The sequence below is a fragment of the Pseudomonas sp. KH_024_B2 genome (assembly GCF_057839965.1).
In genome coordinates this window covers 3,428,169-3,452,909 of record NZ_CM174502.1, presented here as the reverse complement: position 1 = coordinate 3,452,909, position 24,741 = coordinate 3,428,169, and the positions used below count along the sequence as shown (strand labels likewise).

Sequence of the window (24,741 nt, the reverse complement as noted above, 5' to 3'; positions counted from 1 at the left end):
CGACTTGGCGCGCCCTATGTTCCCTTCATTTCGCCGAGGCCGGTTATTGCTGATTGGGGCACTCCTGACGGGGGGAGTGGGCCTCAGCGGCTGCGTGCGCCTGGGACCGGACTTTCAGCCACCGCGTGAAGCATGGATCGAACACTGGAACAGTCCTGCACTCGAACAGGCCAGCCAGCAGCATCCACAACCCGATATCCGTCAGTGGTGGCAGGTCTTCGCCGATCCGGTCCTCGATCGTCTGATTGCCCTGGCGGATGCGCACAACTCCAACCTGAAGATTGCCGGTTTGCGCGTGATGGAAGCCCGCGCCCAACTGGGAATCGCTCAAAGCGGACGCTACCCGCAACTGCAGCAGGCCAGCGCCGACAGCCTGTACCTGGACCGCAATCAATCCGGTGGGCGCAACCCGCAGGACAGCCATTTCTGGCAACACAGCGCCGGCTTCGACATTGGTTGGGAGCTGGACTTCTGGGGACGCTTCAGCCGTGCCATAGAGTCGGCCGATGCCGGCTTCTTCGCCGCCCAGGCCAATTATGAGGACGTACTGGTGCTGCTGCGCGCCCAAGTGGCAGACACCTATTTCGCGCTACGCACCACTGAAGCGCGTTTGCGCGTCGCCCGCGAGAACACGGGGCAGCAAAAACGCAGTTTTGAAATCACCGAGAAGCTGTTCAACAGTGGTCAGACTGCCGAACTCGACCTGCAACAGGCCAAGACCCAGTACCTGGGCACCCTGAGCACCATCCCCGACCTCGAAGACCAGGTACTGCGCACCCGCAATGCACTGGCAGTGCTGATCGGCCGACCACCCGGTCCGCTGGCGCAGCTCGCCGAGCGAGAGGGGCTGATTCCATTGGTTGACCGCGCCGTATTGCAGGACGTACCGGCCAATCTGCTACTGCGTCGGCCGGACGTACGCGCCGCAGAACTCGATGTCGCCGCCCAATCGGCGCTCATCGGCGTGGCCGAAAGCGATTTCTATCCGTCGCTGACCCTGCTGGGCAGCATCGTCTGGTCTACCACCTCACTGAGCGGTGCCTCCAATAATCTGGACCTGATCGGCGGCCCCAGTCTGCGCTGGAACCTGTTCGACCACGGCCAGATCAGCAACAACGTGCGCGTGCAGGATGCCCGCTTGCAGCAATTGATCGAGGTCTACCGCGACAAAGTCCGTCAGGCTGCGCGCGAGGCCGACGATGCCGCCAGCGGCCTGACCAAATCACTGGAGCGCGAGCAAATCCTGCGCGAGGCGGCGTTGTCCGCGCAGCGTTCGCTGGTCCTGGCCAGCGCCCAATACCGCGAAGGCTACTCGGACTTCCAGCGGGTGCTGGATGCTCAGCGCGCGCTGCTCCAGCAACAGGACAATTATCTGCTCAGCCGCAGCAATGCCGTGAGCAACCTGATTGCCCTGTACAAGGCGCTTGGAGGGGGCTGGTATAGCGCCTTGCCAAGAGTGGATCAAGCCACCCGCGAACAGATGCAGCAACGTACTGACTGGGGCGACCTGCTGGATGAACCGGCGGCCAACTCCACCCCGACGCCACGCGAGGTCAAAAAACCATGAGTGAAGCCGCGCAGCCCACCCCTGAGGCGCCTGCCCCCAAGACGCCAGAGCCTGCCGCCGACGCTACGAAAAAGGGCATCAAGTGGGTGCTGTTGCTGATCGTTCTGAGCCTGGTCTGGTACCTGCTGGCTGACCGCTTCACCCCCTATACGCAACAGGCGCGGGTACAGGCCTTTGTCATTCCGGTGGCCTCGGAAGTGGCGGGGCGGGTGACCCGGGTGCATGTGCGCAACAATCAGGACGTCAAGGCAGGCGAAGTGCTCTTCGAGGTGGATCAGCAGTCCTATCAGATTGCCGTCGACCGCGCGCGCGCCGACCTCGAGTCGACCCGTCGACAAATCGGCGCCAGCACCGCCGGCATTGATTCGGCGCAGGCGTCCTTGCGGGCCGCCCAAGCCAACGAACTCAAGGCGCGGCAGGATAGCCAGCGCCTTGAAGGCCTGTACCGCGCAGATCCCGGGACCATTTCCGTGCGTCTGCTCGAAGTGTCTCGCGCCAACCTCCAACAGGCCATCAGTCAGGTCGCCGCGGCCCGCGCCGAAGTTCAACGCGCCCGCGAACAGCAGGGCGGGAGCGAGGAAGATAACGCTCTGCTGCGCAGTTCCGCCACCGCTCTGGAAAAAGCTGAACTGGACCTGGCCAACACCCGGGTGCGAGCACGCTCAGCCGGACTGATCACCGATCTGCGGACCGATACCGGACAATTTGCAGCTGCCGGAAGTCCGGTCATGACCCTGATTGCCATCCATGACGTATGGGTCAGTGCGGACATGACCGAGAACAACCTGGGCCTGGTCGAAACCGATACCCCGGTTTCCATTGTGCTGGACTCCTTGCCCGGCGAGATATTCGAGGGCCGTGTGCGCAGCATCGGCTACGGTGTCAGCGTCGGTCAGAGCACGCCGCCGGGTACCCTGCCGAGTGTGCAGAACAGCCGCGACTGGCTGCGCCCGGCACAGCGCTTTCCAGTGATTATCGAGTTTTCCCCTGATGCGTTGGCCAGGTTGCGCGACATCCGCCGCGGCGTGCGCGCCGGGGGGCAGGCCGAAGTCATGGCGTTCCCTACTCAGGGCAATCCGCTCAATCCACTCGGGCGCATGTTCCTGCGTCTGATGAGCTGGCTATCCTATGTTTATTAAGAGCGGGCCTATCAAGAGCATGCCTACTAAGCGCGACCCCCGCGCTCAGCGAGCGCTGCGCCTGGCCAGCGGCACGGCGTTGTGCCTTGCTGCCAGCTTTGGACTGGCACTGCCGATCCCCTTTATCGCCCCCGTGCTGGGTGTGATGCTCCTGGCCTCGGTCAACCGTCCGCTGCCGTTCAAGGCTGGACTGGGCCTGGCGCTGGTAGCGATGTTGACCACCAGTATCGGTCTGCTGTTGATCCCTATCCTGCGTTATTACCCCGCAAGCGGCGTGCTGCTGATCGGCCTGGGGCTGTTCGTGGTTTTCCGCTTTGGACTGCGCGGCGCTAACAACCTGATCGTCATTTTCCTGGTGATGGGTCTGACCATGATTCCGGTAGCCGGCACCGCCGATTTCGACCTGGCGCTCATGGTCATCGGCGCGCTGGTCAAGGGCCTGCTCCTCGCCGTCATGTCGTTGTCCGTCAGCCATTGGCTATTTCCCGAGCCGGCCGGCGCGCAGTCGCCGCCGGCCGTCCCGCTCTTACCGACCGAAGAGGTCAGCTGGGTGGCACTGCGTGCCGCGCTGGTGGTACTGCCGACCTTTCTGTTGGCGCTGATCGATCCGGCCAGCTACCTGCCGATTATCCTCAAGGCAGTCAGCCTCGGCCAACAGAGCTGCTCCACCACGGCTCGCAATGCCGCTCACGAACTGCTCGGTTCAACCTTGCTTGGCGGTCTGTTGGCGATTCTGTTCTGGTGCGCCCTCAGCCTGTTTGTGCATCTGTGGATGTTCTTCCTGTGGATGCTGCTGTTCGGTTTGCTGCTGGCCCGCAAGCTGTATGCCCTGAGCCCGACCCGGCAAAGCCCGGGGTTGTGGCTCAACAGCCTGGTGACCATGATCATCCTGCTCGGCCAGTCGGTGCAGGACAGCGCCACCGGCAAGGATGTCTATACCGCTTTCGCCGTGCGCATGGGGTTATTCATTGTCGTTACCCTCTATGCCTGCCTGATGGTCTATCTGCTCGACCAACGTCGCCGCGTGCGGCAGGCCGCGCGCTGAAGAGGTCAACCATGCTGCTCAATCTCCTGACTGGCCTCCCCGTGATGTTCCTCTGCCTGCTGCTGCAGGCCATTTTCGTGGCCAGGTGCCTGCGCTACTACGTGCGCTTCAGGCATACCCAACAAGGCCACGAATCGCAGTTACTGGATATCCTGATGCTGTCGATGGTGATGCTGCTGATGTTGCTCGGCAATTTCGTGCAGATGGCCATCTGGGCCGCGCTGTTCATGCTGCTCGGCGAATTTGGCGAGTTCGCCACCGCGCTGTATCACTCGGGGGTCAACTTCGCCACCCTGGGCTATGGCGATATCGTCATGACCGAACGCTGGCGTCTGCTCGGCCCGCTGGAAGCGGCTAACGGTATCCTGATGTTTGGCGTCTCCACCTCGGTGATGACCGCTGCGGTGATGGATGTCCTCAAGCACAACATGGCCAGGCTACAGAAGAGCGAACGGCCGTAGGCCGTAGGAGCAGCCGGTCGACGCTCGATTACTCGCGATTGGGGGCGCTGCTTTGATCGTTCCCACGCTCTGCGTGGTAATGCCTCACTGGACGCTCTGCGTCCGCTCCTGATGTGACGCAGAGCGTCACGGGCTGCATTCCCACGCGGGAGTGAGGGAACGATCAATTCCTCCTGTGGAAACGCGTTTGCTGTATTACGACCGCTTCGTCCGGATGCGGCCCAGACCGAACGCAGCCTCCGGCAGCTGCTACGGGTCCTAACGTACATCCGGTTTGCAGATTTTGCCGTCTTGCGTGGTTTTTTACGCGCTGCTAGGGTGCGCGGATAAAGATAATTACTGACCCTGTCCTGGCTCGTCCGAGCAGGGATACAAGGAAAACCGCATGCAGATTCAATCGCACGATACTGCGGATGTGGATCAGCAACTGGTCATCGCCGGTTGGCAGGAGCATTACCAGCAGATGTCGCCCGGTTATTTTCAGGGCAAGGTCGTGCACATGGAGCTGGGCGGCGTTGAGGTGTATGAAGAACAGATGAACACGCGGATAGAACAGCATTTTCATGCGCCCGCTGATTCATTGGTGTTCAGTTTCGATACTCGCAATGGCTCGCTGTATTTACTCAACGAGGAAACTCAAAACACCTGGATCACGCCGGAGAACTATAAAGAAGTCGCGGTGGTGATTGGCCCTCAGTACCTGAAACAACTCGACTGCCTGAATCTGAGCAGCCTTGATGGATTGTTTCTGACACCGCTGGTTTCCCAGCAGAGCCAGGTCTTCGGTCGCTGGTTGAGCAGTACGCTGCAACGGCTCTCAACACAACCTCCGGTGGAAGAGGAGGGCCTGGCGCAGCAACTGGTCGACGATTGCCTGTATATCCTCGACTGCCCGAGCCAGACGCTGGATCGCGCCAGCCAGAAACACCTGGCCCATGATCGGCGGCTGATTCAGCGGGTTTTCGATCTGGTCATGGCCTGCCCGCAAGAGCATTTCAATGTGCTGCAACTGGCCAATGGCGCCGGGGTTTCTGTACGTCAGTTGCAGCAAAGCTTCACTTCCTATACCGGTGTGTCGCCCAGCCAATGGCAGCGACTGCGCCGACTGAACTTCGCGCGCCGCGATCTGCTGCGCACATCAGCAGGTGAGACCACCGTGGCGGAAATCGCCATGCGCTGGTCATTCTGGCATTTGGGGCGTTTCTCCGAGGCCTATCGCGGCCTGTTCGGCGAGCTTCCCAGCTGCACACTCTTGCGCCGCCGCTGAATCGCCGATGTCCGTTGCTCATGCACCAAAATGATGCATGAACAACGGCGTAAATCGGATAGAAGCCGGCATCCTCCCGATTGCACTATCTCCTTGAAGCATGGAACCGGGCCGCCATAGGGGCGCCCCAGGCATTTCCCTGTACGAGGCGTTATGAAAGGCAATCTGGATCGACTGAGCCTATGGCTCAAAGAAAACAAAATCACTGAAGTCGAGTGCCTGATCTCGGACCTGAGTGGCATTGCTCGCGGCAAAATATCTCCGACCAACAAGTTCCTCAACGAGCAGGGCATGCGCCTGCCCGAGAGCGTCTTGTTGCAGACCGTCACCGGCGATTACGTTGAAGACGATATCTACTACGAGCTGCTGGATGCGGCGGATATCGACATGCATTGTCGCCCGGACGAAGGCGCGGTATTCCTGGTGCCGTGGGCTCTGGAACCCACCGCTCAGGTCATCCACGACACCTATGACAAACAAGGCAATCCGATTGAACTGTCGCCGCGCAATATCCTTAAAAAGGTCCTCAGGCTTTACACCGAGCGCGGCTGGAAGCCCATCATCGCGCCTGAAATGGAGTTCTACCTGACTCAGCGCAGCCCCGACCCGGACTACCCGCTGAAACCACCGATCGGCCGTTCCGGTCGCCAGGAGACCGGGCGTCAGTCCTACTCGATCGAGGCGACCAACGAGTTCGATCCGCTGTTCGAAGACATGTATGACTGGAGCGAGGCCCAGGGGCTGGATCTGGATACCTTGATTCACGAAGAAGGCACTGCGCAGATGGAGATCAACTTCCGTCACGGTGATCCTTTGCACCTGGCCGATCAGATCATCGTCTTCAAGCGCACCCTGCGCGAGGCAGCCCTCAAACATGATGTCAGCGCCACCTTCATGGCCAAACCGATGACGGGCGAGCCGGGTAGCGCGATGCATTTGCACCAGAGCGTGGTGGACCTGCACACCGGCGTATCGGTGTTCTCCAATCCCGATGGCAGCATGAGTGAATTGTTCATGCAGCACATTGGCGGATTGCAGAAATACATTCCTGAAACCCTGCCGCTGTTCGCGCCCAATGTGAATTCGTTCCGGCGCTTTCTACCCGATACCTCAGCGCCGGTTAACGTCGAGTGGGGCGAGGAAAATCGTACGGTGGGCCTGCGGGTGCCGGATTCGGATCCGCAGAATCGTCGGGTCGAGAACCGTCTCGCCGGTGCGGATGCCAACCCATATCTGGCCTTGGCGGCCAGCCTGTTATGCGGTTACGTGGGCATGGTCGAGGGTGTCGAGCCAAGCCCGGCGGTGGTCGGTCGCGGTTATGAGCGGCGCAACCTGCGCCTGCCGCTGACCCTGGAGGCGGCGCTGGAGCGCATGGAACAGTCGGACATGACCAAAGAGTACCTCGGCGAGCGTTTCACCAAAGGCTTTGTCGCGGTCAAGCGGGTCGAGCACGAGAACTACAAGCAGGTCATCAGCTCCTGGGAGCGTGAGTTCCTGTTGCTCAGCGTCTAGCTCGATGCGTTGAACACATTCTCAAATGTACCCACAGTAAGGACATCTGAATGAGACCTTTCGCCCTGAAACTCATGCTCACGACACTCTGCGCCCTGGCCGGCCCGGCCTCGGCGCAAGATCTGGTGAACATCTATAACTGGACCGATTACATCGCTGAAACCACCCTCGTGGACTTCCAGCGGGAAACCGCCATCAAGCCGGTCTATGACGTTTTCGATTCCAATGAAACCCTGGAAGGCAAGTTGCTGGCCGGGCGCACCGGCTACGACGTGGTGGTGCCGAGCAATCACTTTCTCGGGCGGCAGATCAAGGCCGGAGCGTTCCAGAAAATCGACAGGGCGCAGCTGCCCAACTGGAAAAATCTCGACCCGATATTGCTGCAACGCCTGCAAGCCAACGATCCCGGCAATCAATACTCGGTGCCGTATTTGTGGGGCACCAATGGCATTGGCTACAACGTCGAGAAGATAAAGCAGGTGCTGGGGGTCGACACTATTGACTCCTGGAGCACGTTGTTCGAGGTCGAGAACCTCAAGAAGCTGCAAGCCTGTGGCGTTGCCTTCATGGACTCCGCGGACGAAGCCCTGCCGGCGATGCTCAATTACCTGGGGCTCAATCCCAACAGCACCCGGCTTGAGGATTACAAGGTCGCCGAGCGCAAGCTGCTGACCTTGCGTCCTTACATCACCTATTTCCATTCCTCCAAATACGTGTCGGATCTGGCCAACGGCAACATCTGTATCGCCTTCGGCTATTCGGGCGATGTGTACCAGGCCATCCAGCGTGCCGAGGAGGCCGGGAACGGCGTGAAAATCGCCTACGCCGTGCCGAAGGAGGGCGGCAACCTGTGGTTCGATATGTTGGCGATTCCGGCCGATGCCAGGAACCCCGAGCAAGCCCATGCGTTTATCAACTACCTGCTAAAACCCGAGGTGATTACCAAGGTCAGCGAGCATGTGGGCTACGCCAACGCCAATAGCCAGGCCACGTCGCTGATGAGTGCGGACATCACCGGCAACCCATCGATCTACCCGCCTGAATCGATACAGGCAAAGCTCTACGTCTCGACGGAGCTGCCACCCGACATCATGCGCTGGATGAATCGCTCGTGGAGCAAGCTCAAGTCCGGTCGTTAACCCCTGCGCCGGGCGGGAACCTGCGCCCGGCAACTGAAAGGCAGTAGCCCTTATGACGTCCCAGTTTTCTTCACCGCAGACCTACTACAGCGTCACTCGAAATCGTCAGCTCGACTGCCCGCCACTTGAAGGCCAGGCACAGGCGGATGTGTGCATCGTGGGTGCTGGTTTTACTGGATTGAATACCGCGATCGAACTGGCTCAACGGGGCCACTCGGTGATCGTCCTGGAGGCGCACCAGATAGCCTGGGGCGCCACTGGCCGCAACGGCGGTCAGTTGATTCGTGGCATTGGCCACGACCTTGGCGCCCACGAAAAATCCATCGGCAGCGAAGGCGTAAAGGTGCTTGAGCAACTGGGCCTGGAGGCTGTCGAGCTGGTCCGTCAGCGAGTGCAGCAGCACGGCATCGAGTGTGATTTGCGCTGGGGGCACTGTGAGCTGGCCAATACCCCTCGACATTATGAAAACCTGTTGGCGGAGCGCGAAGCACTCGCAAGACAGGGATATCCCCATAAGGTCGAGCTGGTCGAACAACGCGACATGCACCGCGTGGTCGGCTCCGATCGCTATGTCGGCGGCTTGATAGACGAGGGATCGGGGCATCTGCACCCGCTCAACCTGGCATTGGGCGAGGCCGCTCTGGCCCAACGCCTGGGCGTACGTTTGTGCGAGAACAGTGCGGCGATTCGTATCGACTATGGCAGCCGCATTCGCGTGCACACCGCCAAGGGTGTGGTTCACGCCAGGACTCTGGTACTCGCGGGCAATGCTCATCTGGGGGATCTGGAACCGGCACTCAGTGGCAAGGTGCTCGCTGCGGGTAGCTACGTCGTGGCGACTGAACCCTTGAGCGAAGCCCTTGCCCAGACCCTGATACCCGCCAACCGGGCACTCTGCGATCAGCGAGTAGGGCTCGATTACTATCGCCTGTCGGCGGATCGTCGGCTGCTGTTTGGTGGTGCGTGTCACTACTCGGGACGGACCCTGAAGGATATTGCCGGCTACATGCGGCCGAAAATGCTCGAGGTGTTCCCACAGCTCGCGGCCAAACGCATCGACTTTCAGTGGAGCGGGATGATTGGTATCGGTGCCAATCGACTGCCGCAGATTGGCCGCTTGCAGGCCCAACCTAATGTGTTCTATGCCCAGGCTTACGCCGGACACGGGATCAACACCACGCACATGGCGGCCCGGTTGGTGGCTGAAGCCATCAGCCTTGAACACAGCAAGGGCTTCGACCTGTTCGCCAGCGTGCCGCACATGACCTTTCCCGGCGGGAAACTGTTGCGCTCGCCGTTGTTGGCACTGGGCATGTGCTGGTATCGACTCAAGGAAATCGCCGGCCACTGATTCGTTCAGTGGCCAAGAGCAAAGCCAAGATAAAAACAAAAAGAGGACATTCAGATGATGCGATTCACTCCCGGCTTACTGGCTGCAATGTTAACGCTCCCCTCGTTGCAGGCCATGGCTGCGGCTGACCTGGTACTGACCAATGGCAAGGTGTTTACCGGCATTCCCGGTCAATCCCTGGCCAAGGCAGTGGCGGTAGAAAACGGCAGGATTCTCAAGGTCGGAAGCGATGCCGAGATCAACGCACTGGCCGATGCGAACACCCAGCGTATCGATCTGGCGGGCAAGGTGCTGATGCCAGGAATGATTGATACCCATAGCCATCCGGTGGTTGCCGCCTTCGACAGCCTGCGTGCCAATCTGCTGGACGAAGTAAAGCCGTTGCCAGTGCTTGAGCAATGGATCATCGAGCAGGATCAGGCGGGTCACGCGCGCGCCGGTGACGTGATCAGCATTGCCGGGGTCAGTTCGGCTTACTGGGAGCAAAGCCGTGAACTGGGCAAACGCTTCAATCAGGGCCGTTGGGCCGACCAGCCGGTAGTATTGAGCGGCATTGACGGTCATACCGGCTGGGCCAACAACGCCATGCTCAAGCGCCTGAAGATCGACGCCGCGCTGGTCAAAAGCCTGCCGGGAAAAGAGCGCAGCTTTGTCGGCCATGAAGCCGATTTCACCCCCAATGGTTATTTTGCCGAATCTGGTTGGGACCGGGTACGCAGCCAGATTCCCGCGGCCAGCGAAGAGGTCATGCTCAAGGCTGCCCGCACGGCGGTGAAAATCAATAATCAATATGGCGTCACCGCCTGGATGGACGCGGCGGCGAATGCCGGCAGTGGCGATTCGTTGTTCGATTTCAATGCAACCGAGCAGAGTTACGGGATACTGCCGCTCTACCGCAAACTGGCGGAGCAGGGCGAACTCAGCGCACACGTCGCCGCGCTGCTGTTGGCCAATCCAAAAAGCCGGCCGGCCGACCTGGAGGTGCTGGCCACGGTGATAAAAAAATTCGAAGGCGTGCCCAACCTGACCTTTCCCGGCATCAAGGTATTCGCCGACGGCGTTCTGGAGTTTCCCGGCCAGACCGCGGCGGTCGTTGCCCCCTACAAGAACAGTCAGAAAAACGGTCAGTTGCTGATCGAGCCTGCACATTTCGGTGAGCTGGTGGTGGCGGCGGAGAAGCGCGACTGGATCGTGCACATGCATGCGGTCGGCGACCGGGCAGTCCGTGAATCACTCAATGGCTTTGCCTATGCGCGCAAGCTCAACCCGACACCGATGGCCCATAGCATCAGCCACCTGCAACTGGTCGACCCCAAAGAGTTTCCACGTTTCAAGCAGCTTGGGGTGATCGCCTCCATGCAACTGCTTTGGGCCACCGGCGAGAGTTACACCGTGGAGTTGGTCAAACCCTATATCAGTGCGTCTGCTTACGGTTACCAATATCCAGCCAAATCCTTGTATAGCGCTGGCGCGGTCATCGCCGGCGGCAGTGACTGGCCGGTGTCCGGCCCCAATCCGTGGAACGCCATCGCTCAGGCCAGCACTCGCAAAGGGCCGCTAGGCGTGCTCAATGCCAAGGAAAGCATCGATCGCCAGGCCATGTTCTATGCCTACACCATCAACGCCGCCAAAGCCCTGCGTCTGGATCAGCAGATTGGCTCTCTGGCGCCCGGCAAGCAGGCCGACCTGATCATTCTCGATCGTGATGTATTCAAGGTCAGCGATGTCGAGTTGTTCGACACCAAGGTTCTGAAAACTTTTTTCGCCGGCAAGCAGGTTTACGCCCCCGACGCCTGACAATCACAGCTGACGCCGCGCTGCACCTTTGTGGGCGAGCCTCCGTACATCCATAAAAACAAGAGAACCGATATGAACGCATTATCTGTCTTCGTGCTTGCCGGCCTGGCACTGTCGCCACTGCTCAACGCCCAGGCGCTGGAACTCAGCGAAAAATTTACTCTGACCATTGCTCCAGCACTGGTCAGCGACTATCGCAGTAGCGGCATCTCGCAAACACGGGGCGATCCCGCCGCGCAACTGGCGATCACCCTCATCCACTCCAACGGCTTGTATGCCGGCGTCTGGACCTCGAATGTCGATTTTGGCTATGACTCCAGCACGCGCCAGGAGATCGAATACTACGGCGGTTATTACTGGCAAATCAGCGACGACATCAGCCTCGACACGTTCTACACCAAGTATGAGTTTCCCCGGGAAAGCCAGTACAACCAGAACGACATCCAGTCCACCCTTGATGTGTATGGTGTTTTGCTCGGTGCCAAATACGCCAGCAACATGAAGGGCCCGGACTACGAGGATGAGCAGGGCAATTTGCGCACGGGCAAAAAAGACGAAGACTTTTCTTCAGTGTTTATTGGCTATCGCACGGTCCTGCCTGCGGAAATTGGACTGGAAGCGCGCTATGAATACGTCGACTACAAGGACGACGTATTCTTCAGCGATAATGGCAGCAGCCGCGCCGACTACCACGACTGGGAGATTAAACTCAGTCGTGACGTTGTCGGCATTACCTGGGGCCTGAGCTATATCGATACCGACCTTTCGAAAACCGAATGCCTGAGCTTTACCGGTTACGACGACCTGTGCAGCGCGACACTGGTGGCCAGCGCCGGCAAGACCTTCTAAAGCCAAATGGTCAAATCTGATGTGGGAGTAGCCGGTCGACGCTCGATTGGTCCGGGCGGCGTTGATCGTTCCCACGCTCTGCGTGGGAATGCATCCCTGGACGCTCTGCGTCCGCTTTTGAATGTGACGCAGAGCGTCACCTGCTGCATTCCCACGCGGGAGCGTGGGAACGATCAATGTGGGAGCGCCGGTCGACGCTCGACTGCTCGCGATTGATGTTGATCAGCGTCAAGGTCGAACTGAGCACAGAGGGTGAGAATGCTCCGTGCGTCGTTGTTTCTCGAGACTGACCTGATCTGCCCGAAAAGGTCCTCGACAAGATCGCCGCGAAAGAAGAGGCGACCATGATTTATCCATTCCTGTTGACCCTGCATCTATTCGCCGCACTGATCTTTATCGGGACGGTATTCTTTGAAGTCCTGTTCCTGGAAAGCATCCGCAAGCAGCTATCGGTCAAGGTGATGCTGCTGGTCGAGCAGGGGATCGGTCGCCGGGCCCGAACGCTGATGCCCTGGGTGTTGCTGGTATTGTTCGGCGCCGGGCTGGGGATGATCTGGCTGCGCTATCTACCGGCGCTGGCCTCGCCGCTGGCCTCATCGTTCGGTACGTTGTTGACGTTGAAGATCATCCTCGCCGTCAGCGTATTGCTGCATTTCCTGGGCGCCATGTTCCTGTTCAGAACTGGACGCATGAATGCCCGATACCTGCATTTCATTCATGGCAGCCTGTTCTGCCATATGGTTGCAATCGTGCTATTGGCCAAGAGCATGTTCTACCTGACGTGGTAACCGGGCTTGACCTAAATCTCCAAAGCTTCACAGGTCTAATGTGGGAGCGAGCTTGCTCGCGATGCAGGCACCGCGGTTTTTCAGATGTACCGCGTCGCTGCCATCGCGAGCAAGCTCGCTCCCACATTGGATTTCCTTTGCATCGAGCCCGTGTCTGCTTGACTGACCGACTGTCGTGTTCTGCAATTGCTTGGCCCACGCTTGATACAAATCAAGGAGCATCGATCGGTAAACCCGGACACTGACCATCCGCAGCCAGTCTCGGAGACCGTCATGCTCGATCTTTTCCATAACCCCAGCGAGCTGTTCATTCGGCGTGATCAAGGCGTGCTCGATCCCAACTGCCATGCTGATAGCCGAAAATTTCATGGCGGCATCGGCTCTCTGGATTTGCTCCGTGTGTTGCGCGGCAGTCGTCAGAAGCAACGTCCGCTGTCCCTGAATGTGCAGTTGCCATCCAGCCTGAAGTCTTCTTTCAGCTCTCTGCGCAGCGGTATTGAAGATTATCTTCAGCGCCTGGAGTTGGAGATCGATCTGGTCGGTTGTCACCTGGGTGCGGAGCAACGGGTCGAGCAATTTCATCTGGGTGGCGGAACACCCGCCATTGCCGATCTGCAGCGGCTGATGAGTCATCTGCGCAACCGGTTCAACTTTCTCGACCATGAATGTGGTGACTACAGCATTGAGGTGGATCTTCACCATACAGACTGGTCGACCATGGGCTTGCTGCGCGAGCAGGGATTCAATCATGTCAGCATCGGCGTTCCGGATATCGGCACGGACAGTGAAATGTCGGTTGCCTGCTACCAGAATCCGGCGCCGATTCATTCACTGATCGACGCCGCTCGCACCTTCGGCTATCGCTCGATCAACGTCGATCTGGGTTATGGCCATGCCTGGCAGACGCCGGCGAGTTTCGCGCTGAAGCTGGCGACCATTATCGAGCTGGAGCCGGACAGGCTGCAGGTGTTCGACTATGCCCAGCCGCCACAACGTTATCGGCCGCTGAGCGGGGATAACGTAAGAGCGCTCTGTGGTCAGGACGACAAAGGCGCGATGCGCCGGAGCTGCTTCGAGCAGCTGAGCGCGGCGGGCTATCACTATATCGGTCTGGGACAATTTGTCAGACCCGATGATGATCTGGCGATCGCTCAGGAACGGGGCCGGTTACGCCGCAATTGTCAGGGTTTTACCAGCCATGGCTATTGCGATCACGTCGGCTTCGGAATCGGCGCCATCAGCCAGCTCGACGATTTGTATGCGCAAAACACTGACGATCTCCAGCGTTATCGGCAGCAACTGGACATGGGCCAATTGCCAACGTGTCGCGGCTGGCGCTGTGAGGCGGGTGATCAGGTCAGGCACATGGTCATGGAGCGCCTGGCGTGTGACCTGGAGCTGGATATCCAGGCCATCGAAACGCGCTATGGACTGATTTTTCGCAAGTACTTTTCATCTGCCTGGCCGTTGCTCAAGCAACTGAGTCGGGACGGGCTGATTGAGCTGTCGGACCGTTTCATCAGCATCCTTCCCGCCGGTCGGCTGGAAGTGGATGCCATCTGCAACCTGTTTGAAAAGGATTTGGGCGGTGCAAGAACCCAACTGCGAGTTGATCGAGCATGAAACCTTCATTTGATTTCAATCGAGCCCTGGTCGAAAAGTATGACCGCCCGGGGCCGCGCTATACCTCTTATCCCACCGCACCACAGTTCCATCAGGCCTTTGCCGTCGACGACTATCAACGTGCCGCCCGGGACAGCAATCAGGCGCACGTTCCCAAACCGCTGTCGGTGTACATCCATATTCCGTTTTGCAAAAGCCTTTGCTACTACTGCGCCTGCAACAAAATCATTACCCAGAAAACCCATCGCGCCGTCGAGTACCTGACGTACCTCAAGCGTGAAATCGTTATGCAGGCCGCGTTGTTCGACAGCAGCCGCAAGCTCACGCAACTGCATCTGGGCGGTGGAACGCCGACCTATTTGACCGGCGAGCAGCTGGCTGACCTGATGGACTGCCTGCATCAGGCATTCGACATGGATGACAGCGATGACCACGAGTTTTCCATCGAGGTCGACCCGCGCACCATCAGCACCGAACAGATTCAATCGTTGCGCCAGCTGGGTTTCAACCGCCTGAGCTTCGGCGTGCAGGACTTCGACCCCGACGTGCAGGCCGCCGTCAATCGTTTACAAAGCGAAGAACAGATCTATGGGCTGGTCGCGGCTGCTCGTCAGGCGCAATTCAAGTCGGTCAGCGTCGATCTGATTTACGGCCTGCCGTTGCAAACCGTGAAGAGTTTCGATGTCACCCTCGGCAAGATCATCGCATTGCGTCCGGATCGGATTGCTGCCTACAGCTACGCCCATTTACCGGAACTGGTGCGCGCGCAACGGCTGATTCGCCCGGCCGACATGCCGCCGCCGGAGCGCAAGCTGGAGTTGCTCGAGCTGACCATCAGCCGTCTGACCGAGGCCGGTTATGTCTATATCGGCATGGACCATTTCGCCTTGCCGGACGACGAGCTGACGCTGGCCCGGACCAAGGGTACGCTGCAGCGCAATTTTCAAGGCTACTCGACCCATGCCGACTGCGATTTGATCGGCCTTGGGGTGTCTTCGATCGGCAAGGTCGGCGACAGCTACAGCCAGAGCGTCAAAGAGCTTTCGCAGTACTACGCGCGTTTGGATCAGGGCTTGTTGCCGGTGCATCGGGGTTACCGTTTGAGCGCCGATGACCTGCTGCGCCGCGAGGTGATCAGCGATCTGATGTGTCACGGGCGGATCGATTTCAGCAAGTTCGAAGCGCGGCATGGCATCCGCTTTACCGAGTATTTTGCCGAGGCACTGGCGCAGCTTGACGAGCATGTTCGCGACGGACTGCTGGAGATTCACCACGACGAGCTGGTGCTGTTGCCCCAAGGGCATTTGCTGATGCGCAGTGCGGCGATGGCGTTTGACGCCTATCTGGGTGGCGAGCAAAAAGGCCGGTTTTCCCGCACGGTTTGACGGGGTGCAACACTGTGCTGGGGCAACGGCCCTCGAGTTGATTTCAATCAAGGGCAGGGGGCGCAAGGCTCCCTAACATGACCGCCAGATCCCGCCTTTGAAGTCAGAGCGTCCATGAAGATCCATCAGCCTTCGATACCTGGCAACCTGCGCTCCTGGAGCGTCTGGCTGGTGATCATGCTCGCGCTGATGTTCGTCACCTTCGAGGTGGTGCAGGCTAAAACCTACGGTGACATCGAACAGCAACGCATCGAGAAAGTGTTCCCTCAAGTCGATTCTGTTTCCCAGCCCGACGGCAAGTTCAAGGTGTGCACGCTGTCCGCCGGCGGCAAGGTCCTCGGTTATGTGTTCCAGAGTCTGGATGTGGTCGATATTCCGGCCTACTCGGGCAAGCCGATCAATACCCAGGTGATCCTCGACACCGCTGGCGTGATTCAGGACGCCTATGTCCTCGAGCACCACGAGCCGATTCTGCTGATCGGGATTCCCGAAGCAAAACTTCACGCCTTCAGCGCCAAATACAAAGACATCAAGGTCAGTCAGCGGGTCGTCGTCGGCCATTCCAGCGACCCGAACGCGGTCACCGTGGATGCGATCGCGGGCGCGACAGTCACGGCGATGGTGGTCAATGAGGTGATCATGCGCGCCGCCCATGAGGTGGCCGTGTCGCTGAAGCTGATCGAGGACAAGGCGGGCGTGACGCGCAAACCCGCCACCGTGCGCGAGGACTTTTTCGAACCTGCCAGCTGGGAGCAACTGACCGGCAACGGCGCTATCCGCCGCTTGAACCTGACCCGCGGCCAGGTCGACAGCGCCTTCAAGGGCACCGAGGCCGAGGGCGTCGACAATGCCGTCGCCGAGCAAATCGATGAGACCTTTATCGAACTCTACATTGCCGACCTGAACCCGCCGACCATCGGCCGCAACCTGCTGGGCGACAATCAGTACCGTTTCCTCATGCAGGATCTCAAGCCCGGCGAGCAGGCCATCGCCGTGCTGGGTCGCGGCCTGTTTTCCTATAAAGGTTCGGGTTATGTGCGCGGCGGGATCTTCGATCGGGTGCAATTGCGCCAGTTCGGCAACGTCATCAGCTTTCGCGATATGGACCATCAACGGCTCGACGACGTGTTCGCCAAGGGCATGCCCGAGTTCAATGAAATGTCGATTTTCATTGTGCGTGAGCCGGTCAGGTTCGATCCGGGAGCCGCCTGGTCCCTGGAGTTGCTGGTGCGCCGTCAGACCGGGCCGGTCAGTGGCACCTTCAGCAGCTTCGAACTGCCTTACCAATTGCCCGAGCAATACCTGGAACGGCCGTTGCCCAGCGCCGAGGAACTGGCGGCCATCGAGGAAGCCAGCCGGCCGATGTGGGTGACTATCTGGTATCAGAAGCAGCTCCAGATCATGGTGCTCGGGGCGGCCTTGCTGCTGCTCACGGCGATCCTGTTCCTGCAGGACACATTCACCCGCCGGCCACGGTTTCTGCATTGGCTGCGCCGTGGCTACCTGATCTTTACCGTGGTGTTCATCGGCTGGTATGCCCTGGGGCAACTGTCGGTGGTCAACGTCCTGACCTTCGTCCATGCCTTGTTCGAGAACTTTCGCTGGGAGCTGTTTCTCACCGATCCGCTGATCTTCATGCTCTGGGTCTTCACCGCCGCGAGCATTCTGCTCTGGGGCCGCGGGGTGTTCTGCGGCTGGCTGTGCCCGTTCGGCGCCTTGCAAGAGTTGATCAACGAAGCCGCGCGCAAACTCAAGATTCCCCAGTACGAATTGCCATTCTCAGTCCATGAACGGCTGTGGGCGATCAAGTACATCATCCTGCTGGCGCTGTTCGGCGTCTCCCTGGAATCGATGACCACTGCCGAACTGTTCGCTGAAGTGGAACCGTTCAAGACAGCCATCACCCTCAGGTTCGACCGCCAGTGGTGGTTCGTGCTCTACGCGGTGGCGCTGCTGGTGATCAATATCTTCACCCGCAAGGTTTATTGCCGCTACATCTGCCCATTGGGCGCGGCGCTGGCGATTCCCACCAAATTGCGCCTGTTCGACTGGCTGAAACGGCGCAAGGACTGCGGCAACCCCTGCCAACTGTGCGCCAAAGAATGCGAGATCCAGGCGATTCATCCCGATGGCCGGATCAATGCCAACGAGTGCCACTACTGCCTCGATTGCCAGATGACTTACCACAACGAGAACAAATGCCCGCCGCTGATCAACAAGCGCAAGAAGCGCGGCAAGGCCGCACCGGTTGGCGTGCAACTGATACCTGTCGTGGAAGTGATGGCTGCGGAATGAACCCCGTGAGCGCACGTCCGCAGTGACTTTTTTATCTCTTCATGGAGCACACTTTATGACTGATACAGAATCCAGAAAACCAGCTGAAGCAGCGGAATCGACTGGTCTCAGCCGACGCGGCTTCCTCGGCACCAGCGCGGTCACCGGTGCGGTGCTGGCCGGTGCCACGGCCATCGGCGGCGCGGTGTTCACTCGCGAGTCCTGGGCGGCAGCGGCCAAGGACGCACAATCGAAAGTCCATGTGGCTCCGGGCGAACTGGACCAGTACTACGGTTTCTGGAGTGGCGGTCACCAGGGCGAAGTGCGGGTCATGGGCATTCCGTCGATGCGTGAGTTGTTGCGTATCCCGGTGTTCAACGTCGATTCCGCCACCGGCTGGGGCATGACCAACGAAAGCAAGCGGATCATGGGCGATAGCGCGCGGTTTCAGAACGGCGACTGCCACCACCCACACTTGTCCCTGACCGACGGCAAGTACGACGGCAAGTACCTGTTCATCAATGACAAGGCCAACAGCCGGGTCGCGCGCATCCGTCTGGATGTCATGAAATGCGACAAGATGCTCACCGTGCCCAATGTGCAGGCCGTGCACGGTCTGCGCCTGCAGAAAGTGCCGTACACCAAGTACGTGTTCGCCAATGCCGAGTTCGTCATTCCGCACCCCAATGACGGCAGCACCTTCGACCTGCAGGACAAGAACAGCTACACAATGTTCAACGCCATCGATGCCGAGAAGATGGAGATGGCCTTCCAGGTCATCGTCGACGGCAACCTGGATAACACTGACGCCGACTACACCGGCAAGTATGCGGCGTCGACCTGCTACAACTCGGAGAAGGCCTACGACCTGGGCGGCATGATGCGCAACGAGCGCGACTGGGTGGTGGTGTTCAACATTCCGCGCATCATCGCTGCGATCAAGGCCGGCAAGTTCATCACTCTTAGCGATTCCAAGGTACCGGTGGTCGACGGTCGTAAAACCGCTGGCAAGGACAGCGAATTCACTCGTTACATCCCGGTGCCGAAGAACCCCCACGGCCTCAATACCTCGCCTGATGGCAAGTACTTCATTGCCAACGGCAAGCTCTCGCCGACCTGCACCATCATCGCCATTGCCAAGCTCGACGATCTGTTCAGCGACAAGATCAAGGAACCGCGCGACGTGGTGGTTGGCGAGCCTGAACTGGGTCTTGGTCCGCTCCACACCACCTACGACGGCCGCGGCAACGCCTACACCACGCTGTTTATCGACAGCCAGGTGGTCAAGTGGAACGTGGAGGAGGCCATTCGCGCTTACACCGGCGAGAAGGTCAACTACATCAAGCAGAAACTCGACGTGCAGTACCAGCCGGGTCACAACCATGCCTCGCTGACCGAAACCAGCGAGGCCGACGGCCAATGGCTGATGGTCCTCAGCAAGTTCTCCAAGGACCGCTTCCTGCCGACCGGCCCGTTGCACCCGGAAAATGACCAACTGATCGATATTTCCGGTGAGGAAATGAAACTGGTGCACGACGGCCCGGCCTTCGCCGAACCCCACGACTGCGTCATGGCCCGTCGGGACCAGATCAAGACCAAGAAGATCTGGGACCGCAACGACCCGTTTTTCGCCGAAACCGTAGCGATCGCCGCCAAGGACGGGATCAAGCTGGAGACCGACAACAAGGTCATCCGCGACGGCAAGAAAGTCCGCGTCTACATGACCTCGATGGCCCCGGCCTACGGCATGCCGGAGTTCACCGTCAAACAGGGCGATGAGGTCACCGTGACCATCACCAACATCGACCAGATTGAAGACGTGACCCACGGCTTTGTCATGACCAACCATGGCGTGAGCATGGAAATCAGCCCGCAGCAGACCTCGTCCATTACCTTCACTGCCGACAAGGCTGGCCTGCATTGGTACTACTGCAGCTGGTTCTGCCATGCGCTGCACATGGAAATGGTCGGCCGCATGAAGGTCGAGCGGGCCTGACGGTTGCCAATCGACAGGAGCGGGCCAATGGCCGATATCAAGGAAAACCCGGTTCGTGGCTCCCGGATAAACGTCATTGCACTTGCGCTCCTGTGGATTTCAGGCAGCGCTCTGGCGGCGGTGCAACCCATCACCGCGCTGCCGTTGCAGGCCGATGGCGAGCAACGCTGGCGCCTGCCTGCCGGGGAATACCGCGGCTCGTTCAGCGTCGATCAACCGATGCAGATTCTTTGCGAACCGGGAGCGGTGTTTCAGGGGCAAGGGCAGGGCAACGGTTTGATCATCAGCGCGCCGCAGGTGAAGGTCCAGGGTTGCACCTTTCTGGACTGGGGGCACGACCTCACGGCCATGAATGCGGCGGTATTCATCCAGCCCAAGGCCAGTGGCGCGGTGGTTGAGGGCAATCGCATGCAAGGCCAGGGTTTCGGCATATGGGTCGATGGCACTCAGGATGTGAGCCTGATCGACAACAGCATTCAGGGGGATCCGGCAATGCGCTCGCAGGATCGTGGCAACGGCATTCATCTGTATGCGGTGCATGGCGCCCGGGTCATCGGCAACCATGTGCGCGACACCCGCGATGGCATTTACATCGACACCTCCAACGGCAATCTGCTGCAGGGCAATACCCTGGAAGACCTGCGCTACGGCGTGCATTACATGTTCGCCAACGATAATCAGCTGATCGGCAACACCACCCGCCGCACCCGTACCGGCTACGCCTTGATGCAAAGCCGCAAGCTCAGGGTGATCGGCAATCGCTCCGAACAGGATCAGAACTACGGCATCCTGATGAACTACATCACCTATTCAACCTTGCGCGACAACTTTGTCACTGACGTGCGCGACGGTTCGACCGGCGACAGCATGATCAGCGGCGCCGAGGGCAAAGCGCTGTTCATTTACAACTCGCTGTTCAACAGCATCGAACACAACCACTTCGAGCGCAGTGCCGTGGGCATTCACCTCACCGCCGGCTCCGAAGACAACCGCATCGCCGACAACGCCTTTGTCGGCAACCAGCGGCAGGTCAAGTACGTCGCCACCCGTTTGCAGGAGTGGTCGGCAGATGGCCGTGGCAATTACTGGAGCGACTATCTGGGCTGGGACCGCAATGACGATGGCCTGGGTGATGTCGCCTATGAACCGAATGACAATGTCGACCGCCTGCTGTGGCTGTATCCCCAGGTGCGGCTATTGATGAACAGCCCCGGGATCGAGTTGCTGCGCTGGGTGCAGCGGGCCTTTCCGGTGATGAAATCGCCGGGGGTGCTGGACAGCCATCCGCTGATGGAATCACCCATTCAAACCCTGACCAAGGAGCCCGCCTCATGAATGTCGTCGATATCGAAGGCGTCAGCCAGCGCTATGGGCACTGTACCGTGTTGCATAAGCTGAACCTGAGTCTGGCTGAAGGTGAAGTACTGGGCTTGTTCGGACATAACGGTGCGGGCAAGACCACCAGCATGAAGCTGGTGCTCGGTTTGCTCCAGGCCAGTGAAGGGCAGGTCCGGGTGTTTGGCCGCTTGCCCAGTGATCCGCAGGTGCGGCGTCTGCTCGGCTACTTGCCGGAGAACGTGACCTTTTACCCGCAGCTGAGCGGTCTTGAGACCTTGCGCCATTTCGCGCGGCTCAAAGGCGCGTCTTGTGCTCAGGTGGATGTGTTGCTCGAAGAAGTCGGCCTGGCAGGCGCGGCTCACCGGCGGGTCAAGACTTACTCCAAGGGCATGCGCCAACGCCTGGGCCTGGCTCAAGCCCTGCTCGGCGAGCCGCGGTTGCTGTTGCTCGACGAGCCGACCGTCGGCCTCGATCCCATTGCCACCCAGGATCTTTACCGGTTGCTCGACCGCCTGCGAAGTCAGGGCACCAGCATCATTCTCTGTTCTCACGTACTGCCGGGCGTCGAGGCGCATATCAACCGTGCGGCGATTCTTACTCAAGGCCGCCTGCTGGCGCTTGGCAGTCTGCGCACGCTGCGGGAGGAAGCCGGCTTGCCGACGCTGATTCGCGCTAACGGGCTCAAGCGCGCCGGACCTCTGCAGCAGCGCTGGAACAACGCCGGGCATGTCACTCAGCGCTGGGGCCTGGAAGGTCTTGAAGTGGCCGCGCTCAATGGCCGCAAGCTCGGGTTGTTGCGCCAATTACTCAATGAAGACGAACCGGCAGACGTGGAAATTCATCAGCCCTCTCTGGAGGATATTTACCGCTATTACATGAGCCGGGCCGCTGTGATGCAGAATGCTGCGATGCCGAAAAGCGAGGGCGTATGAAACCGATCTGGAACATGGCCCGCAAGGAATTCAGTGACGGTTTGCGCAACCGCTGGTTGTTGGCGATCAGCCTGTTGTTCGCGGTGTTGGCGATCGGCATCGCCTGGCTGGGCGCTGCGGCCTCCGGGCAGTTGGGCTTTACCTCGGTGCCGGCGACCATCGCCAGCCTGGCCAGTCTGGCGACCTTCCTGATGCCGCTGATCGCCTTGCTGTTGGCCTATGACGCGATCGTCGGCGAGGACGAGAGCGGCACCTTGCTGCTGTTGCTGACCTATCCCCTGGGGCGCGGGCAGATCCTGCTGGGCAAGTTCGTTGGCCATGGGTTGATCCTGGCCCTGGCGACACTGATCGGTTTCGGTTGCGCGATGCTGGCGATCGCCGTGTTGGTGGAGGATGTCGAGCTGAGCCTGCTGCTCTGGGCGTTTGGGCGCTTCATGCTGTCCTCGACCCTGCTGGGCTGGGGGTTTCTCGGCCTGGCCTATGTGCTGAGCAGCGTTTCGGCCGAGAAATCCACCGCTGCCGGCCTGGCGCTGGGGGTGTGGTTCTTCTTTGTGCTGGTGTTCGATCTGGCGTTGCTGGCGCTACTGGTGCTCAGCGAAGGCCAGTTCAGCCCGAAAGTGCTGCCCTGGTTGCTGTTGCTCAATCCCGCCGACGTCTATCGCCTGATCAATCTCTCGGGTTTCGAGTCCAGTGCCAATGCCGCCGGCGTGCTGACGCTGGGCAGCGATTTGCCGATGCCGGGCTCGATGCTCTGGCTCTGTCTGTTGCTGTGGGTCGCGCTGCCGTTATGGCTGGCCTACCTGCTGTTTCTTCGACGGTCGGCGTGATTTTTATTCTTGATATTTGCGGAGCTGTTGACGATGAAAACCCTGTACCTGAGTACGGCGCGGGCACTGGCTGGCCTGATGGTCTGTGTGCTGCTGGCGGCCTGTGACAAGCCCGTGCAGACAACCTGGAACGACGTTGCTGCGGCCTTTCACCCCAGCGACGAATGCCATGTCTGCGGGATGCTCATCACCGGATTTCCCGGGCCCAAGGGCCAGGTGGTCGAGCCGGGCGCAATCAAGAAATTCTGCTCCACGGCGGAAATGCTCGGTTGGTGGTTGCAGCCGGAAAATCATCATGGCGATGCCAAACTCTATGTCCACGACATGGGCCGCAGCACCTGGAATACACCGGATGACTCCCGTCTGATCGATGCGAAAAATGCTTTTTATGTGATCGGCTCCGGGCTCAAAGGTGCCATGGGCGTGGTGCTGGCGTCTTTCTCCGACCAGCAGGCGGCCGAGAAGCTCGCCGCTGACACGGGTGGTCGAGTGCTGCGCTTCAGCGACATCGATCTGGCGCTGCTCCAACAGCAATCCGCCATGTCGCACGCGCCTCATTGAGCGGCTGGTCATCCAAAGCTGTGTCGAGAAAATCTGATCGGCGTCAAGTCGGTATTTCTTCGCCTGCTCAAAGATAGGGGTCTGTTACGTCCCCAGTGCTTGGCATTAGCGATGCCCAGGAGGAAATGATGAAAACCGAGTTTCAGGATCGTTTGGCGGTGGTCACGGGTGCCAGCTCCGGGATTGGCCTGGCGTTGTGCGCAGCGCTATTGCCCCGAGGGGTGAAGGTGCTGGCGATGTCACGTTCCCTTGGCGAGCTGGCGGCATTGCAGCAGATCTACGGCGAACGACTGCACTGGCATGCCGGGGATGTCACTTGCCAGGAGGACTTGCAGGGTCTCGCCCGATGCGCCGCGGCACTGGGCCCGGTGGATTATCTGGTGCCCAATGCCGGTATTGCGGAAATGGCCGATAGCCTGGATATGCATGCCTTCCAGCGCCAATGGGCGGTCAACGGTGCGGGGGCATTGAATACTCTGGCGGCGTTGCGCGGTGAACTGGCGAGCCCGGCTTCAGTGGTGTTTGTCGGGAGTTTTCTGACCGGTTCGAGCTTTCCCGGGCTGGCTGCCTGCATTGCCGGTAAGGCGGCGCTGGTGGCTCAGGTGCGCACTCTGGCGGTGGAGTTTGCGCGTTTTGATGTGCGAATCAATCTGGTCTCGCCAGGGCCGACTGCGACTTCGATGTGGGACAACCTGGGGTTGAGCGAGGAGCAATTGGGCGATGTCGCTGACAACCTGGCGAAACGTCTGCTGCCTGGTCATTTTCTCGATGCTGCGGCGGTGGCCAATGTGATTGTGTTTCAGTTGTCCCAGGGTGCGCGGGGTGTCTTTGGTCAGGACTGGAAGGTCGATAGCGGGTATACCCTGAGCTGAAAGGCGTAGAGGGCAGCT

20 protein-coding genes are annotated in these 24,741 nt (G+C 59.6%); all 20 read left to right on the top strand.

Features of this window, described 5'->3' with window-relative positions; genetic code table 11:
• The first annotated feature begins 16 nt into the window (after positions 1-16).
• The 20 genes from AC3I0A_RS16020 to AC3I0A_RS15925 all read left to right on the top strand — a co-directional run bounded on the left by AC3I0A_RS16020 (position 17) and on the right by AC3I0A_RS15925 (position 24,723).
• Positions 17-1,567 carry an efflux transporter outer membrane subunit gene (locus AC3I0A_RS16020; protein ID WP_489373011.1) on the top strand — a complete coding sequence of 517 codons (1,551 nt, stop codon included), beginning with the start codon at positions 17-19 and terminating at the stop codon, positions 1,565-1,567.
• Positions 1,564-2,706, top strand: coding sequence for an HlyD family secretion protein (locus AC3I0A_RS16015; RefSeq protein ID WP_489373009.1), 1,143 nt, complete (start codon positions 1,564-1,566; stop codon positions 2,704-2,706). The genes AC3I0A_RS16020 and AC3I0A_RS16015 overlap by 4 nt, the downstream gene beginning before the upstream one ends.
• A 19-nt stretch (positions 2,707-2,725) precedes the next feature.
• Entirely contained in the window at positions 2,726-3,751 is a 1,026-nt protein-coding gene (locus tag AC3I0A_RS16010) for a DUF2955 domain-containing protein (protein WP_489373007.1), read from the top strand.
• A gap of 11 nt (positions 3,752-3,762) precedes the next feature.
• Positions 3,763-4,212, top strand: a complete 450-nt coding sequence (locus AC3I0A_RS16005; protein ID WP_489373006.1) for a potassium channel family protein — start codon at positions 3,763-3,765, stop codon at positions 4,210-4,212.
• A gap of 385 nt (positions 4,213-4,597) precedes the next feature.
• Complete coding sequence (locus AC3I0A_RS16000; RefSeq protein ID WP_489373004.1) at positions 4,598-5,479, top strand: helix-turn-helix domain-containing protein; 882 nt, start codon at positions 4,598-4,600, stop codon at positions 5,477-5,479.
• Positions 5,480-5,632: 153 nt separating this feature from the next.
• Positions 5,633-6,991, top strand: coding sequence for a glutamine synthetase family protein (locus AC3I0A_RS15995; RefSeq protein ID WP_489373003.1), 1,359 nt, complete (start codon positions 5,633-5,635; stop codon positions 6,989-6,991).
• Positions 6,992-7,041: 50 nt separating this feature from the next.
• Positions 7,042-8,130, top strand: a complete 1,089-nt coding sequence (locus AC3I0A_RS15990; RefSeq protein ID WP_489373002.1) for a polyamine ABC transporter substrate-binding protein — start codon at positions 7,042-7,044, stop codon at positions 8,128-8,130.
• Positions 8,131-8,182: 52 nt separating this feature from the next.
• Positions 8,183-9,481, top strand: a complete 1,299-nt coding sequence (locus AC3I0A_RS15985) for an NAD(P)/FAD-dependent oxidoreductase (protein ID WP_489373001.1) — start codon at positions 8,183-8,185, stop codon at positions 9,479-9,481.
• A 54-nt stretch (positions 9,482-9,535) separates the two neighbouring features.
• A complete protein-coding gene (locus AC3I0A_RS15980) occupies positions 9,536-11,278 on the top strand; it encodes an amidohydrolase (RefSeq protein ID WP_489372999.1) in 1,743 nt (580 codons plus the stop codon).
• 72 nt (positions 11,279-11,350) lie between these two features.
• Positions 11,351-12,127 carry a TorF family putative porin gene (locus AC3I0A_RS15975; protein ID WP_489372997.1) on the top strand — a complete coding sequence of 259 codons (777 nt, stop codon included), beginning with the start codon at positions 11,351-11,353 and terminating at the stop codon, positions 12,125-12,127.
• A 344-nt stretch (positions 12,128-12,471) separates the two neighbouring features.
• Positions 12,472-12,915: a CopD family copper resistance protein gene (locus AC3I0A_RS15970; protein WP_489372996.1), complete on the top strand. Its 444-nt coding sequence runs from the start codon at positions 12,472-12,474 to the stop codon at positions 12,913-12,915.
• A gap of 273 nt (positions 12,916-13,188) precedes the next feature.
• The gene (locus AC3I0A_RS15965) at positions 13,189-14,538 is read left to right on the top strand and encodes an oxygen-independent coproporphyrinogen III oxidase (protein ID WP_489372994.1); all 1,350 of its coding nucleotides are present in this window, start codon (positions 13,189-13,191) and stop codon (positions 14,536-14,538) included.
• The gene (gene hemN / locus AC3I0A_RS15960; protein WP_489372993.1) at positions 14,535-15,923 is read left to right on the top strand and encodes an oxygen-independent coproporphyrinogen III oxidase; all 1,389 of its coding nucleotides are present in this window, start codon (positions 14,535-14,537) and stop codon (positions 15,921-15,923) included. Before AC3I0A_RS15965 ends, hemN begins: the two co-directional genes overlap by 4 nt.
• 114 nt (positions 15,924-16,037) lie before the next feature.
• Complete coding sequence (nosR, locus tag AC3I0A_RS15955; protein WP_489372992.1) at positions 16,038-18,218, top strand: transcriptional regulator NosR; 2,181 nt, start codon at positions 16,038-16,040, stop codon at positions 18,216-18,218.
• A 55-nt stretch (positions 18,219-18,273) separates the two neighbouring features.
• Positions 18,274-20,193 (top strand): TAT-dependent nitrous-oxide reductase, encoded by a 1,920-nt coding sequence (nosZ, locus tag AC3I0A_RS15950; RefSeq protein WP_489372990.1) that lies wholly within the window; start codon positions 18,274-18,276, stop codon positions 20,191-20,193.
• A 27-nt stretch (positions 20,194-20,220) separates the two neighbouring features.
• Complete coding sequence (locus AC3I0A_RS15945) at positions 20,221-21,528, top strand: nitrous oxide reductase family maturation protein NosD (RefSeq protein ID WP_489372989.1); 1,308 nt, start codon at positions 20,221-20,223, stop codon at positions 21,526-21,528.
• Positions 21,525-22,463 carry an ABC transporter ATP-binding protein gene (locus AC3I0A_RS15940; RefSeq protein WP_489372987.1) on the top strand — a complete coding sequence of 313 codons (939 nt, stop codon included), beginning with the start codon at positions 21,525-21,527 and terminating at the stop codon, positions 22,461-22,463. Before AC3I0A_RS15945 ends, AC3I0A_RS15940 begins: the two co-directional genes overlap by 4 nt.
• Positions 22,460-23,290 (top strand): ABC transporter permease, encoded by an 831-nt coding sequence (locus AC3I0A_RS15935; protein ID WP_489372985.1) that lies wholly within the window; start codon positions 22,460-22,462, stop codon positions 23,288-23,290. The genes AC3I0A_RS15940 and AC3I0A_RS15935 overlap by 4 nt, the downstream gene beginning before the upstream one ends.
• 33 nt (positions 23,291-23,323) lie before the next feature.
• A complete protein-coding gene (locus tag AC3I0A_RS15930; RefSeq protein ID WP_489372983.1) occupies positions 23,324-23,851 on the top strand; it encodes a nitrous oxide reductase accessory protein NosL in 528 nt (175 codons plus the stop codon).
• A 128-nt stretch (positions 23,852-23,979) separates the two neighbouring features.
• Positions 23,980-24,723: an SDR family NAD(P)-dependent oxidoreductase gene (locus AC3I0A_RS15925; RefSeq protein WP_489372981.1), complete on the top strand. Its 744-nt coding sequence runs from the start codon at positions 23,980-23,982 to the stop codon at positions 24,721-24,723.
• Positions 24,724-24,741: the final 18 nt, after the last annotated feature.